Raw genomic sequence first — 15835 nt, 5'->3', positions numbered from 1 at the left:
GTGGATAACTTACCTGAGGCTCCAACTAGCCAACAGAGATAGTGATGGCCTTCATAGTCGAAGCATCAATGTCCTTCTTGAGCTTTTCAAGAAGAGCTGGCTCAACCGGTGAGTCAACAGTGATAACCGATAGCGCCTTGCCACCTTTTTGCTGCCTTGCAATCTGCATGGCAGCAATGTTGATCTTGGCATCGGCAAAGGCCTTGCCGTATACGGCAACAATGCCTGGGCGGTCCGAGTAAACCATGAGCACCATGTGCTCAGCAAAGGCCAGCTCAACGTCGTAGCCGTTGATGCCAATGATCTTCTCGTGACGCTTAGGACCAATAACAGTTCCCGATACCGACACCACAGACCCATCGGATAGCACCGCCCGAAGGGTGGTCATGTTCCGATACTCTTCCGAGATCTTGTTTACGGTGAGCTTGACCTCAACACCGCGGGCTTCAGCTAGTAGCGGCGCATTTACGTAGCTCACCTGATCATCAACCGCCGCCATGAAGATACCCTTCAGGGCAGCAAGCTTCAAAACCGACACGTCGTGAACCGCAATCTCGCCACGAACTTCAACCTCAACAGAAACCAAGGAAGCATCGGCCATGCCGAAGAGCACTTGGCCCAACTTCTCAGCCATAGAAATACCCGGCTTCACAGACTCATCGATCTGTCCGCCGGCAACGTTAACGGCATCAGGAACCAGATCCCCAGAAAGAGCAAGCCTTACCGACTTAGCAACCGAGATACCAGCTTTTTCCTGAGCCTCGTCAGTTGAGGCTCCAAGGTGAGGGGTAACGAGGATGTTAGGCAAAGACAGCAAAGGAGATCCCTTAGGAGGCTCGTTGTTGAAAACATCGAGCCCAGCCCCAGCAATGCGGTTGGTTTTTAGCGCCTCAAGTAAAGCGTCCTCGTCGATGATTCCACCGCGCGAGCAATTAACAATACGAAGCTCTTTTTTAGCCTTAGCAAACTGGGAAGAACCAATCAGCCCCGTGGTCTCAGGGGTTTTAGGAATATGGATTGTAATGAAATCACTTTGCTCCATCACTTCATCCAGGGAAACCAAAGTCACATCCATCTGCTCAGCCCTGGCAGGAGTGACATAAGGGTCAAAACCTATAAGCCTTGCCCCAAAGCCAGCAAGTCTTTCAGCAACCAAAGAACCAATTCGACCTAAACCTACGATTCCGATGGTCTTGTCGTATAGCTCAACGCCAGTAAATTTGCTTCTTTCCCACTTGTCTTGCTTTAGGGAAGCATTAGCATCCGGGATGTGACGGGCTAAAGAGAGCAAGTGCCCAATTGCAAGCTCAGCAGCCGAGATAACGTTCGAGGTTGGAGCATTCACAACCATCACACCAGCAGCAGTTGCTGCCTTTATATCTACGTTGTCGAGTCCCACACCAGCTCTAGCAATAACCTTCAGCTGCTTAGCAGCTGAGATTGCTTCGGCATCCAACTGGGTTGCGGAGCGAACCAGAATCGCACTTGCCGTAGCAAGCTCAGCCAACAACACGGCACGGTCAGTGCCGTCAATAGTTTTGATCTCGAAATCAGGACCAAGGGCAGAAACCGTGGCAGGCGAAAGCTCTTCGGCGATTAGGACGATTGGCTTAGGCAAAAGGTGTTCCTCAAGAGGGCTAGAAAAAGGGGGAATGCTTCAACTGTGAAGCATTGGGCTCAAGTCTAGCTAAAAGCCCACTATTTCAGGATTCTGATTTCAACTCTTCGGGGTTGTGGCCCTGGGAATGAAAGCCCCTCGGGGCCAGAAAGACCCTTGTAATAAATCCAGCTTTCAACTCCCCGCTTGCGCAGGAACTCTGAAACCGTGAGCGCTCTTTGCGTGGCCACGTAGCGCTCAAAGATGGATCCAAGCCCTGAGACGGCAGCAAATCCAGTGACAGCTATGCGAGCATTCTCGGATTTTGCTACCACCGCTGCTTCCCGAAGCTGTTTTCTCACCTCTGGTGAAAGAGTCCACGAATTAGGAGTGAAACCAAAGTTTCCTGAAATCCGGATTCCCTTCAGGCGCTTTGCCTGAGAGATCTTCGAAACCTTAATGGTTTGGGCTTTGACGATCTCTGGGACCAGACTCTTAGAGACACCGGAGACTACAGCGTTGCTGGTAGCTGCTGTTGCACTGAAGGCACCAATAGCTTTCTTCACAGGAACCTCTATATAAGACGTATTGGAATTCACTGGAACCTTTAGCTCCTGGATTAGATTGCCATCTAGGTCAAGTAGCCGAACTGTCACAGACATCTGCTCCCCCATAGACGGTGGCTTGTTGAGCTTGATTCGAACTACCGAAGAATTCCCGGTGCCAGATGCCCTAATACTCACTGCAGAAACTTCAGCCGAAGGTGGTGCAGAAGAATTGTTAGAAGTCGGCGGAGCTGGAGCTGGAGCTGGAGTTCCGGCAACAATATTGGACCATGATCCTGCATTGACCGAGTTTCTTGCTCGAATCGCTACCGGATAAGAAGTGCCATTTGTTAGGCCTGTAATAACTAGCGGGCTGGAGCGCGAAACAGTGGTGCTCCAGTTTGCGCCACCGTTTGTTGAGTATTCGTACTCGGAAATAGCAGCACCACCAATACACCTTGGCGAAGTAAAGGACACCGACAGCTGAGAATCCCCTGCAGTAACAGCCGAGATAGTTGGAGCTCCTGGGGCCGTGGCCGATCCGTATCTGAAACATGGATTAGCGCTTCCCAGGTTTGTGACCACCCTGACTCGATTTTCGCCCTCAGCTGCAGCGGGAGTAGTGAATTTTAGAGAGGTGGCGGTGTTATTGGTCACCGCGACCTCAACTCCGTCAACATAAACCTTTGCATTCGAGAGATTAGCGCCTTGCACTGTGACAAGATCGCCACCGGCCGTAGGACCCCGTAACGGGTTTAGATTCGAAATCGTGGGTACGTTAGCCGAGGAACTGCAATAGATATTCGCGTCTGGCCAATTTTCCGCAATAAACGAGTCAAGTAACACATTACTCAAGGCCGGGTCAATCAGCCCACAGTATTGGACACTTTCGATGGCTGTACTGCCACCAAACGCGCTTGATGAAATTGATGTAATGCCTGGTTTGCCAGTGCCAAACAAAACTGATTTCAAATAGGGGTTGTTGGCAAATGCGTCGCCGCCAATTGTGGTCAGTCCAGGGGGAATATTGACACTAGTAAATGACCTACTGTCTTCCATAGCGAAGAAGGCCCTCTCTCCAATAGATTTGACATTAGGGCCAAGTGTTAGCGATGTCAGCACTGATCCATTGCTAAAGTTCGCACCAAAATTCACGTATCCGTTTCCAATTGTCAGTGCCGTCACTGTTTCATTAAAGACGTATTGATTCAGCGTCAATGTGTTCACACCGCTTGCCGGACCTTGAATATTTGCCGACGTCAACGAGCTTAGCGACTGAAAGGATTGGGGCGAGATTGAGGTCACCGAACTTGGGATGTCGAGAGTGGTTAGTCCGCGCAGATTTATCAGACCATAGTTGATAGTCGTGACGGTTGTTGGCCAGACGATCGATGTCAAGTAAGGATTCGACATTGGAGTGTTATCGGATACACGCCAAGGCACAAAAGCACCATTTCCAATCGTGATGATTCCTTCAGGGATAATTGCTTCACCGGCACACTGATGCGCCCCCCTACCAAGTTCCGTTCCGGTTATGGACAATCTGAACGTTGTATCGGTAACTTCAGTGGCTTCCGCAGTTGCAGTTGCATTAGAAGTCTTGGAACAGATCAGCTCATAGGTTGCTGCCTGTCCGGGAGTTGGCAGATTCGAAAGCCCTGTGGCAACAAGGGAGAATGCCACTACGATTCCAACCACTGACAGGGTTGGAAGTTTTGGGCTGACTTTGACTTCCCAAGGTAGGCGCATGTTGAGCTTTTCTCCCCTAACTTGGCAGTTCTCAGACTGGGTCTGTAATTTGGTATGAGATTACAATATTGATAAGCCGTTATCAAATACAAAAGGTGTGTCTAAACAGGCAACTTGGTAAAATGAACAGATGGCAGCAGCTAAGGAGCCAACCACCCCTGTTTCAGGGGGGTATTCAGCGCACAACGACCGCAGCAGAGCAGCTTTTCTTCTGGACGGTGTCCAAGTCCTGAAAACTTTCGGGCCTTTTGCCACAACCGCCCAGATCCAGTCAGTCACTGGGGTTTCTCCTACAACCCTCTACCGGTACTTCAAGAATCGCGAAGCATTCTTATCCGAGTCCTTTGGTAGCGTCTGGGTACCGTGGATCCAAAAATCTCTCGACCAGGCATCAAAATTCGATGATGGGCTAATTGCCTTGGTTCTCCCAATGAGAATGATTTTGGGTCTAAAACAAACGAATCCAACCCTTGCGGCAATAATGGGGCACAAAGACTGGCAAGTGGAAAGTGCCTTTCCGGAATTCCAAAACGACTGGGTTCAGCACTACAAATCACTTGTTAAAACCGGAGTCCTGCCCGACGAGCAAGCGGACGCTAGGATCCTTCCTTTTTCGGGGGCGATGTTGGCTCTAGTAAAAGGTGCCTTTCAAGGCTTGGATCCAGTACGAGCAAACGAAGGGTTTAGGGTGGCCCTTTCCATGCTTAACCTAAGCAACGCCCAGATAAAGAAGGTTATGCAGGTGCCGCTTCCGCTGGAATAAGAAGAAAAAAAGTCACAGCGCGGCATTAGAGAAACCCGAAGAAAAATCTAGCTCTGGCCTGAGGTAAATTCAGGATGCAATCAACCCTTGTTCCTGCGCCTAGAGTTCCAGAAGCTAAAAACCCCGAGGCAAACAGGCACCAAGGCAATGGCTATCCCATTGCCATCAATCAAGACCCAGCCCACCCAGACCCCGGCGGCTATCGATACCGTGGCCAAGACATAGGTAAGCACTTTGGCCACAGGAGATCTAAACCAGGAAAGCACGAATGCTCCTAGGCCAAAGCTCAATATTGCAAGCAGGATTAGAGCCACCGTTAGTGCGAGACTTTCCATTTCTTACCCTTCCTTTGCTAGCTAGGCTTTAGGTTTTCTCACTATAGCTACAATCCAAAAAACCAGCCCAACAAAGCTCACCAAGAACCCCAAGGGAATTGCTGATATCAGGTACCAAAGATAAACAGCCCCAGCGCAAGTGCTCTCATCAAAGGCGTTATAACAGCCAATAGAGAAAACCAGCCACAGAACAACTGGAGCAAAGGCAATAACTGGCCCGGCAACCATAATCCTGGTCGCCCAAACTCTCATTCTTGACTTTGGCACCATGGCTACAAGCTACTCCCAAAACTGTCTTTAGCCCCTAGGCCAATTCCTATTACACTCAAGCTCAACGAAAGCTCAATGAGGAGGCCCCAAATGGCAAGACCATATACCTCCGAGCGCCCAGTCGAATACCCGGCTAAACCCAAGGCCATTCGCTCCAAAAAAGGGCTAGCTAATCTCCCCAAGGGCCCAAATGCCCTTGGAGGACTACTGACCCTAAAGTTTCTAAGCGATACCCCCAAGTTCTTGCTTGATCTTCAGAACAAGTACGGGGACACTGCCTCCTTTTTTCTAGGAGGCGAGCTGTTCATTGCCTTCTTTTCACCAGAGGGCGTCACCGACGTCCTGGTGAAAAAGCAGCACTCCTTTGTCAAGGGAGTGGGCTTTGAAAGAATGCATAAGGTCCTAGGCAAAGGACTACTCACAAACGAAGAGCCGGTGCATCTTCGGCACCGCCGAATGATGCAACCGCCCTTTCACCACGGGCAACTAAACGACTACGCCAAGAACATGAGCGCAATAACCAAAAACCACCTGGCGAACTGGCAACTGGGCCAGCAGGTATCAGCCAACGAGGAAATGATGCGGCTGACCTTCCAGATCGTCGCACAGCTTCTATTTTCAACAGATATAGATAAGTACGCCGAAGGCGTCCAACACCACATGGGAGTTGCGATCGATCGCATCGAGCGCACCATGCTTCCAGGCCTAGACAAATTTGATGAAAGCCCGATTCCATATTTCAAAAAGTTCAAGGAATCGGCCGAATACCTAGCCGATGTTGCCGAAGACATCATCTCAGAGCGGGTAGCAAGCGGCAGCCACGGAACTGATTTACTCGGCCTATTACTAGATGCCAGGGACGATGAGAACCAAGCCCTAAGCCACGACGATGTTAGAGATGAAACCCTAACCCTGATTCTTTCCGGCCACGAAACAACAGCCAACGTCATGACCTGGGCGCTTTCCTACCTTAGAGACCGCGACGATCTCTGGGAAAAACTAAGACAGGAAGCTAATCAGTATCTACCGGATGATCAACCACCGGAGATAAGACAGGTTCTTTCAGCACCAACAGCCAAAGCCATCTTCCAAGAAGCACTAAGACTTGCTCCCCCGGTATGGGTATCGCCAAGACGAGCCATAGAAGATATAGAGGTAGCAGGAGTAGCCGTTCCCAAGGGAGCACACGTTCTAGTTAGCCAATACGCCAGCCACCGATCAGCCAAGTTCTTTGAAGATCCAGCTAAGTTCTCACCCGAGAGATGGTCAAACGACTACGAAGATAGCCTTCCCCGCGGCGCATACTTCCCTTTTCTAGCAGGAACCAGAAAGTGCCTGGGAGATCAGTTTGCATTACTGGAAGCACACATCATCTTGCTAGAGATGGCAAGAACCAAAAGACCTAAACCAATAGCTAAAGATCTCCCCACAGCAGAACCAAGAGCAACCTTTAGGCCCAAGGGTGGGGTTCCATCCATTGTTGTTGGCTAAAGCCAACAACAAGCTAAAAAAACTAAAAAGAGCTAGTTATTGCAGGTACAAAGCTGCTCTTCTGGCACTCCAGCTAGAGCCTCTTCAATATGCTCCCCACAACCAGACCAAGTGATCTTGTTACAGGTCGAGCAGTTAACTGGTGAACACATGGGTTCCTCCTATAGAAATGTTTACCTGGGATAAGTGTGTGCCCTGGGGGGGTATGTTACCCAAATCCGTGCAAACCCGAAAAGGAAAAGGGTGAGGGTACCTTTCATCGGAAGGACTAGCACCTGATGAGCTCTGGCATTAGCGGCCTAGATCTCGAATTGGTTTGATAGCTCTACCAATTCGGGATCTGAACGCTTAAATTCCCGTCCGCTCCTCGCTTCAGCAACTAGTTCCTTCATCCGTCTTACTACACCCTGTTTAACTGAATCTGAAATCCAACTTGGATAAGGCAATCTTTCGACATCTTTTCCTTGAATGTTCCGAGTGTGGTTAATCACACCCTTAAGAATCTCTGTCGCAAGATCGGACAAGCACCAGCCGAATATAAACCACAGTTCATTTTCGGGTACACCATCTCGCAGAAATGCGCATGGCGCACCGCTGTCAAGTATCTGGCCCTCATCGAGAATTTTCATGTTGATGGTTGAAGAAACTAAGGACCAAGTCAGCCCAGCTCGCCCAAAGTACTTGCCCCCACCCACACCATGCAAGTACCAGCTTCCGTTTCGTTTGAAAGTAAGGACCGCATCTCCCTCATCTTTCCAATAAACAACAAACTTTGGTGGACGGTAAATGATTCCAGACATTGCCTTGTTATACGGCAAGTAGTCTTCGTTTGGAATAGAAATCCTTCTAGGAATATTCAGTGGCATGACTTTTACATTTCTTCGAGTCTGGCCCGAGGCTTCAATGTCCTTAAACTTTGACTGCATCTGTTGGGATAGCTTGTTTAATCGGGCTCTCTCTAGCTCTCTGCGAAGAGTAATTTTTTCCTCAAAGAAGATAAACTCTGTTGGCTCAATAATGTGACCGTCAACAATTTCTCGGACGAACATTTTGTTGTCGCCAATAGTCATGCCGGATGTGCAAACCACGTAATCTCCTACGGTGGCACCTGTAAAGTACTTTGCAAATCTGTCGTCAATCTTCCAGGAAAAATTGCCAGTAAGTTGCATCTGTCTTCTATGGATTGCTTTACCGTCCAGAGATATTGAATCGGTGGACATACTTCGTGTTGCATCAATCACCAGGACTGTTTGGTCTGTTTCGTCAGAAAAGTATTGAAGGTGGCGAATTTCGCAGGTGGCTTGATCGAGTAGTCTGTGTCGAAGTCCTGCCATAGTGTTAATCGTCAGAAACGTGTCCGAGGAGAGAAACAAGAGCTTGCCCCCCTCGACGAGCATCTCTAAAGCGGCCGCAATAAAAAATGAATAGGTTTCCTTCTTTAGCTTGTGCGACTTCCAGCTTCCAAACTTTCGATCAAGCTGATCTTCAATATCTGGGTTGAAGGTACCGCCAAAGGGTGGGTTGCCTGCAATTAAGTCGAAGTGATTGTTTAGGAATGGAACTAGAAAGAAGTCTTCGTTAACTAAATTGTGCTTCTTTATTTTTCCATAAGAACTCTCGAGCCTCGAAATAGTTCCTGCGTACAACTGCGGGTCCAATTCGACCCCGAAGATTTGATTGCCAAAAATGTAGTCCAGGGTAGTCTGATCACGATTTCCGTAATACTCAATCAATTCTTCAATCATTGCAACCAGAAAGGAACCCTCACCGAAACTCGGCTCTAAGTACCTTCCTGATTTCGACCAATCTACCTTTGCCTCTGCCAGAACCTGATCCGCTAACTTTTGAGGAGTCATGTATTGGCCAAGTTGCCGTTTTTTGATTCTCGATGCCTTAGCCTCAACCAATATTCATATCCCGCTGGTCTAGATTCAGTTGTGAGGACTCCTCGTACTCCCTCTTGAGTTCTTTAAGCTTCTTACTTCGGGTGAGTCTGTTTGCAATCAATGTTTCGTCGCCTTTTTCCTTGAGCTCAATCAGCTTCTCGATTTTATTCGCAAGGCTGAGAGTCTTGGATTTGTCCTCCGAACTCATTTTCAAGTAAAACTGTTTTTCCTTGAGCATCAGCTGTCCAGGACCAGAATCGAAGCTCACTACATCGAGATGATCTAACATATCAACAAGATAGACCCTAGGTACGACACTTTCGAGACCTTCTTGATCTGTCACCTGCATTTTGATAATGAGAAGATAGTATGAGTCTATTTTGCGCTCTAGTAATGCTTTTAGTACTTTGTTGAGAGCAACAAGATTAGGGTTTCCTCCTTGGTCTGAATATTCACCGGCCTTAACGTTAAGCGGATGAAAAACACCGTTGGACTTTATCCAAACGTCACCCATCGATCGATCTGCCAGTTTGCCATTTTTGTCGCGCAGGTAGCCAGTATCCATTTCTCGACTCAAGAGTTCAGTCGTCTTTTCGTCGACGTAGTCCGCGATTCTATGACCTTTTTCTTTGCCTCCAAAAATTGAACGAAACGCGATTGACCCAACCTCGTCATTCCAGAAATCTGTTGCTAACTGTTTGATTTTTCTTTGATCTGCAGAGTTAAGCATTTGCCTCCTACTGTAATCTCAAGATACGTCCACTAATGGCAGCGCGCTCTTGAATCTATGATTTAACTCTTGATTGAAGATTGATTATTGGGACTCCAGGGGGAATCTGGCCTTGTTCTCATACTTAAGATCCTGAGGCACGTGCCACAAAAGTGATCATGGTTATCAAGGACTCCTAGTCGTTTTGGGGCTTGGCCCTGGTTTACTGATTGATCTTGAACGAGTTAGAAAGCAAAGCCTGCTTATTTAGGGCTGCTAGTCTAAGCAGCCCCTACTTCTGTCGCAAGATGTGGCTAGTCTATAGAGACAGAGTCGAATCAGGGGGAACAGTGATTCCAGTACCTAAGCCAGCAGTCCTTGAGGAAATTAGCCGTGCGCTTGAGGAAAATGACGGAGTCTTAGGAAAAGTGGCTCGTGTTATGTCTGAAGGTGTTACTTCTCCTACAGTCATGGCTCAAATGGGCGCTGGGGCTAATGCAGGCGCTGCAGCAAACCTTGCTCGCGTAGTCCGTTATGTGAAAGAAGGTGTTCCACCGAGAGCGCCGTCTGTAGCAGCTAGCACGGCTCGATCACTCGGTGGTGTACTTAGGGACAATCCGGGACTTTCCGCAGAAGCAATCAGCTACCTTCAAGCGCTTCGTGATCTAGCCGACGCTGTCGAAAAAGATGATGAAGCTGTTATTGGAGAGCAGGCAAGGCTGAAGGAGGCGTCAGAGGAGCTAACTGACAAAGTTGAAAAGCTTGGTGGAGTTTATGTCTACACATTCCCCACATACTTAAAGATTCCTGCCAAGTATGACCCTGAAAGGTTCTGGCTAAAGATAGGCCAGACCGGCCGCGTTGTAAACAAGCGAGTTTCAGAGCAGCTTCGGTCAACCGCGATGCCAGAGGACCCTGTGATCCTAAGGGTTTACACAGACCCTACGGGTGAGTCGGTAGGTTCTGATGTTGACTACGTTGCTTTGGAAAAGAAGTTTCACAAACTCTTGATGTCGGCCGGGCACTCCAAGACATCTGCTAAATCTGGTGGAACAGAGTGGTTTGCAACAACCCTTGAGTTTCTAGATGAAATTGCAGAGACGCTAAAGCTGGACATCGAAACTAGAGACGCTGAGTAGGTCGAGATGACTCGCTACTACAAATGCGCGCTAGGACAAGGCGCGGCTCACTTCCCTCAGGCTTCTGGGGAGTCCTGGGTTGGAACTGGATGGCTTGAAAATCTTGATCTTTCCGGAAAATTCCATGACAACTGGAAGGACTTCAACAAGGAGTTCATTCCTATTGCTATGACCGAGTATGGGATGAATTCAAAGGTTTCGGCAGGTTTGGCTTGTGGGCAAACATGGACTCTGTGTTTTGGACTTGGTAGGAATGATCTGATTGTTAGCCCAAATGGGCAAGGTCAGTACCAAATTGGGCGGATAACAGGCGACTACTACTTCCAGGCGGGTGGTCCACTTCCCCACCGCAGACCGGTGGATTGGGTCTCAGGTCTAATCGATAAAAACGTATTGTCAGATGGACTTAGAAGATCGCTAGCCACTCAAGGAACTGTTACTCGCCTGGAGGAGCACGCCCAAGAAATAGAAAGCCTGCTTGGGCCTACTAACAGACCAGAGCTAATAGCTTCTAACCCGGACGTTGAAAACGCGTCCTCCTTTGCACTAGAAAAACACCTCGAGGAGTTTCTGGTTGCCAACTGGGCCAACACTGAGCTTGCCAAGAATTACGACATCTTTGAGGAGAACGGTGTGCTGATTGGGCAGCAATATAGCACCGATACCGGAAACCTAGACATTCTTGCAATCAGCAAGGACAAGAAAGAGCTGTTGGTCATTGAACTAAAGCGTGGCCGCGTTTCTGATGTTGTCGTTGGTCAGATCCAGCGCTACATGGGATTTGTCAAAGATGAGCTCTGTGAATCGGGTCAAACAGTGCGGGGAATCATTATCGGGCTTGATGATGACCTCAGGGTTCGACGTGCACTCTCTGTTACACAAGGAATTGAGTTCTATAAATATGAGGTCAGCTTTAAGCTGACAGCCAGCAACTAATCTCACATTTGCCGCTCTTGAAACGAAAAACGGACTCGAATTTTCTGTGCTTCTGTAGCATATTTTTATTGGTTCGTGCTAGCGTCAAAGAGGCATCAAGAGTTCAGCACTAAGCCTTCCGGCTAGCTGAACGGCAACCCTTCCATCATTGGGTGCCCCCGGAAGAAGATGCGGTCAATGCCATAAGGCATTGGCAAGGTGGGGCTTTTAGCCCCGAAGCTATCGGGGCTTTTTTCTTGCCCTGAGAAAAGAGGCATCAAATGCATTACGTAGAAACAGCAATTGGAGTTGCAAGCCAAGCATTCGATGGAAAGTGCAGAAGTTACGACCCGGGGCACGCTCCTCACTACATACAGTTACGCAAGGCCTTCGAGTCGACTCGAATCCCTGCTACGTGGATTGGTATTGAGTCGCCAAACACAGTTGTGCTTTCAATAGAAGGAGTTGTTAGATCCTTCTGGAATCATCACGCGGAGACAATTCAGGATCTAATTACTATCCATTCGGATAGCAATTTAGCTTGGTCTGAGGACTTCCGAGTTCTGATTGTGGGAACTGCAGACTCCGAGGGTTTTGCGTTCAGCTTTTCGAGGCAGCCTATAGAAGCATGCGCTCAATAACACCTCAGCTCAAGTCAGAATCTCAACCCCTGTTGTTTGAGAAAGGTAAATACAGGGACCGACGTTAAGGTTCGAGGTAAAAGAAAAGCCCCGGGGAGGATAAAACCCGGGGCTTTTCTACTGACTAGAGAGAGAAACGTCAGTACACGGAGCAACCATGTATTTACACAACTAGGCACTAGACCTAAGGCCAGAAGGAGAATGACAAACCCCTGACTTACTTTCAAGATAGAGGTAGCCACCGACATTCCTGAGTTCAAGCTGTAGGGCGGAAGTCAGGGTCCCTCTAAACCCGAGCAAAAGCCCACATTAAGCGGGTTATTTGGGCTGCTGTCTTGTATTTGCGCTATTTGGCTCCCTCAACCACCTAACCCCCGCCCCCACACTCACAACCACCAGCAAGGCCATCAAGACCTGGGTGGCAAGGATGATGCTTGGGTATTGGAAGTTCCATTCGAATGGTGAGGTGTGCCGGGAGTAGATACCAAAGAAAGCCCATACCAATACAAGTGAGTATGCCGGTGAGGAATTCACCAGGGCGGTTGCTGTGCCAATGAGGGTTGCAACCACCAGTATTGCTATGGTCCAGCTCTCAGCGCTAAGCAGGTATCCATCTTGAAAGCCAAGCTGGACCAAGAAAGATGAGATGTTGGCGATGGTTGCAACCGTGACCCAGCCGAAGTAAATCTCGAATGGGAGCCTTACCGAGATGGTTTGCTCGAAGGTGGTTCTTTTGGCAGTTGTCACCTTGTTGATTTTGTATAGGCAGATAAGTAGCCCTATAAGAATCAAAGATGATAGCCAGAGCAGCTCTAAGCGCCAGGCAATGATCCAGGATCCGTTGAAGATGTTGGCTGCTATAAACCAAGGGGTGATCTTGGTTATTACCTCATTGTCTTGAAACAGCTGGGTGAAGGAATAGATGGTAAGGCCCAGGTATATAAGCCCCCAGATACCGAAGGTGAAATCAATGGGTGCAAACAAGGTGGTGTATTTATCGGATACTCCCCCAACAGATAGCCCACTCAAGGGAAGTGCTGAGGCAACCACGTTCATCACCAGCACGAAGCCAAAGCTTGCAAGGGCTGCGATGCGTGCTGGTAAGGAAGAGGTCATACCTAGAGCCTAACTTTCTATGGACTTGCTAACAGCTCCACTACTGCTGTTCAAAAACCCATTGTTCTGCGCTTACTATCAATTCATGCCCTCAAACCCCAACCAATTGATTGAGCTCAAGGTAGCTGGCCGCTACCGGATGCTCCCGGTTTGGGCAACAAAGCTTTCCTTTGAGGTAAGGCCAGGACTGAAATTTGACTCTCGTGCCTGGAAGCTATGGAAGCCTTGTTTGCTGTTATTGGAAGAGATCGTAAAGAAAGAAAAGCTCAAGGTTTCTTGGGTGAGGATTCATTCACACTTTGGCCTCAAGGGAGATATTCCCCATGCCATGGGTTGGTGGGACCATGAGCAAAAGGCTATGTTCCTATGCCACTTCGACAAAGAGACTCTGCTGCATGAGGTAGGACATGCACTAACCAGCGGTTACCACGGAGATCCTTGGGCTAAGGCAACAGCAAGACTGTATAAGAAGTATCTAAAAGGCAAGATCTATTCAGCTGCAATGATCCAGCTAGCTCACTACCTGTCGGGTAGAAGGGTATACAAAGCCCTCTTTGGCGAAAGAGCCCCTAAGGCTCCGGAGATTCGCAGTATGTGGAAAGGGCTTGTACCTTAGGCCAACTGGGAAACAGGTAGCATTTTTTTAATGAGAACTTTGGGAGTAATCGGGCTGTCTTTGGCGATCATAGTCTCGACCTCGACTGTTTCAGCAAGCTCTGCCGATGAGGTAGGCACCGATTCCTCGATGATCTCGAAGCCGGTCTCCATCGTTGCTTCGGAAATCTCTCCCCAGTCAATCTGGTCAGACGGTTTGTACGCGAAGGTTTCTTGGGAGAACTTAGATCCAAAACTAGTAAGAGAAAGTGCTTATAGGCAGGTTCTTGCTCGCTTGCGCGCATCTAAGCCCATGGGTGATAGCTGGATACATATCCACACTAAGAACGCAGATCCAAAACTCTCCGCAAATACTCGGGCTGACCTGAAGAAGATGATTGGTTTTTACTCCAACATCAAGTACGTGAAGGATTACACCGTCATTTGGGCCCACCCCAAGGATTTCAAAACTCTCCCCAAACTGCTCTGTGACAAGTTTCAATTCTGCGAGAAGCTCAAGCCCAAAGATTACTGCGAGGTCAACTACAGGGCGGACTTTGAAGTTAACTGCTATCCAAAGACCGATACAAGTCATCTTCTGCAGATGTTCAACCATCATGGGTTTACGCACTTTATTCAAGAAAGAGCATCTCAGCCCGGCGTACCTTATGGACCAAACTGGTTCATAGAAGGTACGGCGTCTTACCTTGGACTTTTCTTTGGAAAACTTCCTCAAAACGGAGCGGCGGATGTGGGAGCTTATTTGTCATGGGCCAAGGATTCGATCTACGAAGACCAAACTGCCGTAAGGTTTGCTAAACCCGCAACCCGTAAAAATTTCATTGACGGAATGATCCAGAGCGCAAAACACGGTGAGAAGGACGCAGAATCCTCCTACATACTGGGCTACTACTTAGGCTCTCTGGCGACTGAAGTTCTCATTGCTGTCTACGGTTACGACAAGTTCGTGGAATTCTTCAAGTCGCTAGAAAGGGAGGAGTTCTATAAGTCTTTTGAACGCCACTTTGGGCTAGACCACCTTGCTTTCTACGACAAAATGGCTTCTTATGCGGTCTATAGGTTCAAAACTGACAATCCGTTCTAGTCGTGATTAATGGAATTTGGATGATCCTCCCCGGAAACAGAGTACGTCGTTAGTGAAAGAGCTCCCAAGGCTCCAGAGATAAACAGTATCTGGAAGGGCTCGAAGCCTAAGGGCCGATAACTTTTCCACAGATTGCCCTAGTTGCTGTATTCAGAATACATTCTGAACTATACTGCTGGCATGAGCAAAGCAATTTATGAAGTTCAGTCTTCGGAGCTAAGTCGCAATCCCCTGAAGGTGTTTTCGGCTGCCGAACTAAATCCCGTCACCGTCACAAGAAGAGACGGTGAGGATCTGTTGATTATGGCCAAGGCCAGAGCCGAGGATAGCTCTGATTTCATGGTTCATGCATCCCGCGTGATGTCAGCTTTGGCTGACGAGCAGGGAACCATAGTCGAGCGAATGATGAAGCAGTACCCGTGGATTCATCCGTTGGATGATCACTGGCGCGCTGTCTGTGTCGATGACCTAATCAAAACAACTATTTCTTCGGTGTCTATGAACGCACCGGATGCCGCTATGCGCAAGCTTTCTTCCTGGAGAGAGACGGCTTACGCAACCTCAATGGGCTGGGGCGAAGAACCCAAGGAATGGCTTGAAAAGCCAGTCCGGGTGAAGCGACCTAGACGCCTAATTGAGAAACCGTAGACCAGTACCAAGGCCGTATCGAAAATCAGACTTCGAAATCTTTTTCACCTCACCAAAAACTGAGAAAAAGTGGAATGATCTTTTTGCCACTAGGCGAAGCGACCTAACTTCCGCTTGGGAGTTTCTAACAAACAACCCAACGCTCGAAACACCACTGTTTTCCGAATTGGAAGGAAAACTTGCAACCGTTGAATTCGAAGGAATGCTGTACCGGCGCTACCAGCTAAAACTGAGCCTGACCCATGGCTCGAGAATTTGGTACTTTATCATTGGCAACCAAGTCCTAATTGATGAGGTTTTTACTTCTCACCCAAACCAGACCAAGTAAGGCC

Annotated in this window: 15 protein-coding genes and 1 riboswitch; of the genes, 8 read left to right on the top strand and 7 right to left on the bottom strand. The window is 48.5% G+C overall.

The genetic code is table 11. The features are described 5' to 3' along the window. Window positions 1-25: 25 nt before the first annotated feature. Window positions 26-1618 (bottom strand): phosphoglycerate dehydrogenase, encoded by a 1593-nt coding sequence (gene serA / locus AC8GDC_RS01940; RefSeq protein WP_506558208.1) that lies wholly within the window; start codon window positions 1616-1618, stop codon window positions 26-28. Window positions 1619-1698: 80 nt separating this feature from the next. Beyond that, window positions 1699-3891: a leucine-rich repeat protein gene (locus AC8GDC_RS01935; protein WP_506558207.1), complete on the bottom strand. Its 2193-nt coding sequence runs from the start codon at window positions 3889-3891 to the stop codon at window positions 1699-1701. 130 nt (window positions 3892-4021) lie between these two features. Here AC8GDC_RS01935 and AC8GDC_RS01930 point away from each other — a divergent pair, with 130 nt between their 5' ends. Further along, a complete protein-coding gene (locus AC8GDC_RS01930; protein ID WP_506558206.1) occupies window positions 4022-4654 on the top strand; it encodes a TetR/AcrR family transcriptional regulator in 633 nt (210 codons plus the stop codon). An 80-nt stretch (window positions 4655-4734) separates the two neighbouring features. On the opposite strand, the gene AC8GDC_RS01925 is transcribed toward AC8GDC_RS01930, so the two are convergent. Then, window positions 4735-4989 carry a hypothetical protein gene (locus AC8GDC_RS01925; RefSeq protein ID WP_506558205.1) on the bottom strand — a complete coding sequence of 85 codons (255 nt, stop codon included), beginning with the start codon at window positions 4987-4989 and terminating at the stop codon, window positions 4735-4737. A 360-nt stretch (window positions 4990-5349) separates the two neighbouring features. Here AC8GDC_RS01925 and AC8GDC_RS01920 point away from each other — a divergent pair, with 360 nt between their 5' ends. Next, complete coding sequence (locus tag AC8GDC_RS01920) at window positions 5350-6750, top strand: cytochrome P450 (protein ID WP_506558204.1); 1401 nt, start codon at window positions 5350-5352, stop codon at window positions 6748-6750. Between the two features lie 32 nt (window positions 6751-6782). On the opposite strand, the gene AC8GDC_RS01915 is transcribed toward AC8GDC_RS01920, so the two are convergent. The 3 genes from AC8GDC_RS01915 to AC8GDC_RS01905 all read right to left on the bottom strand — a co-directional run bounded on the left by AC8GDC_RS01915 (window position 6783) and on the right by AC8GDC_RS01905 (window position 9366). Beyond that, window positions 6783-6902 (bottom strand): DUF8730 family Cys-rich protein, encoded by a 120-nt coding sequence (locus AC8GDC_RS01915; protein ID WP_506558203.1) that lies wholly within the window; start codon window positions 6900-6902, stop codon window positions 6783-6785. Between the two features lie 147 nt (window positions 6903-7049). Then, window positions 7050-8657: an Eco57I restriction-modification methylase domain-containing protein gene (locus AC8GDC_RS01910; protein ID WP_506558202.1), complete on the bottom strand. Its 1608-nt coding sequence runs from the start codon at window positions 8655-8657 to the stop codon at window positions 7050-7052. Next, the gene (locus AC8GDC_RS01905; protein WP_506558201.1) at window positions 8650-9366 is read right to left on the bottom strand and encodes a hypothetical protein; all 717 of its coding nucleotides are present in this window, start codon (window positions 9364-9366) and stop codon (window positions 8650-8652) included. Before AC8GDC_RS01905 ends, AC8GDC_RS01910 begins: the two co-directional genes overlap by 8 nt. Before the next feature lie 329 nt (window positions 9367-9695). Here AC8GDC_RS01905 and AC8GDC_RS01900 point away from each other — a divergent pair, with 329 nt between their 5' ends. Together AC8GDC_RS01900 and AC8GDC_RS01895 are read left to right on the top strand one after the other, a co-directional pair. Continuing rightward, window positions 9696-10484 carry a GIY-YIG nuclease family protein gene (locus tag AC8GDC_RS01900; protein WP_506558200.1) on the top strand — a complete coding sequence of 263 codons (789 nt, stop codon included), beginning with the start codon at window positions 9696-9698 and terminating at the stop codon, window positions 10482-10484. Window positions 10485-10490: 6 nt separating this feature from the next. Next, window positions 10491-11420 (top strand): endonuclease NucS domain-containing protein, encoded by a 930-nt coding sequence (locus AC8GDC_RS01895; RefSeq protein WP_506558199.1) that lies wholly within the window; start codon window positions 10491-10493, stop codon window positions 11418-11420. Between the two features lie 93 nt (window positions 11421-11513). Continuing rightward, window positions 11514-11626: riboswitch (SAM riboswitch) on the top strand. A 732-nt stretch (window positions 11627-12358) separates the two neighbouring features. Here AC8GDC_RS01895 and AC8GDC_RS01890 read toward each other — a convergent pair. Continuing rightward, complete coding sequence (locus tag AC8GDC_RS01890; protein WP_506558198.1) at window positions 12359-13156, bottom strand: TspO-related membrane protein; 798 nt, start codon at window positions 13154-13156, stop codon at window positions 12359-12361. Between the two features lie 19 nt (window positions 13157-13175). On the opposite strand from AC8GDC_RS01890, the gene AC8GDC_RS01885 reads away from it, so the two are divergent. The 4 genes from AC8GDC_RS01885 (at window position 13176) to AC8GDC_RS01870 (ending at window position 15831) form a co-directional block, all read left to right on the top strand. Further along, window positions 13176-13772 (top strand): hypothetical protein, encoded by a 597-nt coding sequence (locus AC8GDC_RS01885; RefSeq protein ID WP_506558197.1) that lies wholly within the window; start codon window positions 13176-13178, stop codon window positions 13770-13772. A 30-nt stretch (window positions 13773-13802) separates the two neighbouring features. Continuing rightward, window positions 13803-14855: a hypothetical protein gene (locus tag AC8GDC_RS01880; protein ID WP_506558196.1), complete on the top strand. Its 1053-nt coding sequence runs from the start codon at window positions 13803-13805 to the stop codon at window positions 14853-14855. 180 nt (window positions 14856-15035) lie between these two features. Further along, window positions 15036-15503: a prevent-host-death protein gene (locus AC8GDC_RS01875; RefSeq protein ID WP_506558195.1), complete on the top strand. Its 468-nt coding sequence runs from the start codon at window positions 15036-15038 to the stop codon at window positions 15501-15503. Next, window positions 15490-15831 carry a hypothetical protein gene (locus AC8GDC_RS01870; RefSeq protein WP_506558194.1) on the top strand — a complete coding sequence of 114 codons (342 nt, stop codon included), beginning with the start codon at window positions 15490-15492 and terminating at the stop codon, window positions 15829-15831. Before AC8GDC_RS01875 ends, AC8GDC_RS01870 begins: the two co-directional genes overlap by 14 nt. Window positions 15832-15835: the final 4 nt, after the last annotated feature.

This window comes from Rhodoluna miladensis (SeqCode), from assembly GCF_965234705.1.
Classification (GTDB): Bacteria; Actinomycetota; Actinomycetes; order Actinomycetales; family Microbacteriaceae; genus Rhodoluna; species Rhodoluna miladensis.
This window is presented reverse-complemented; position numbering and strand designations above follow the sequence as displayed.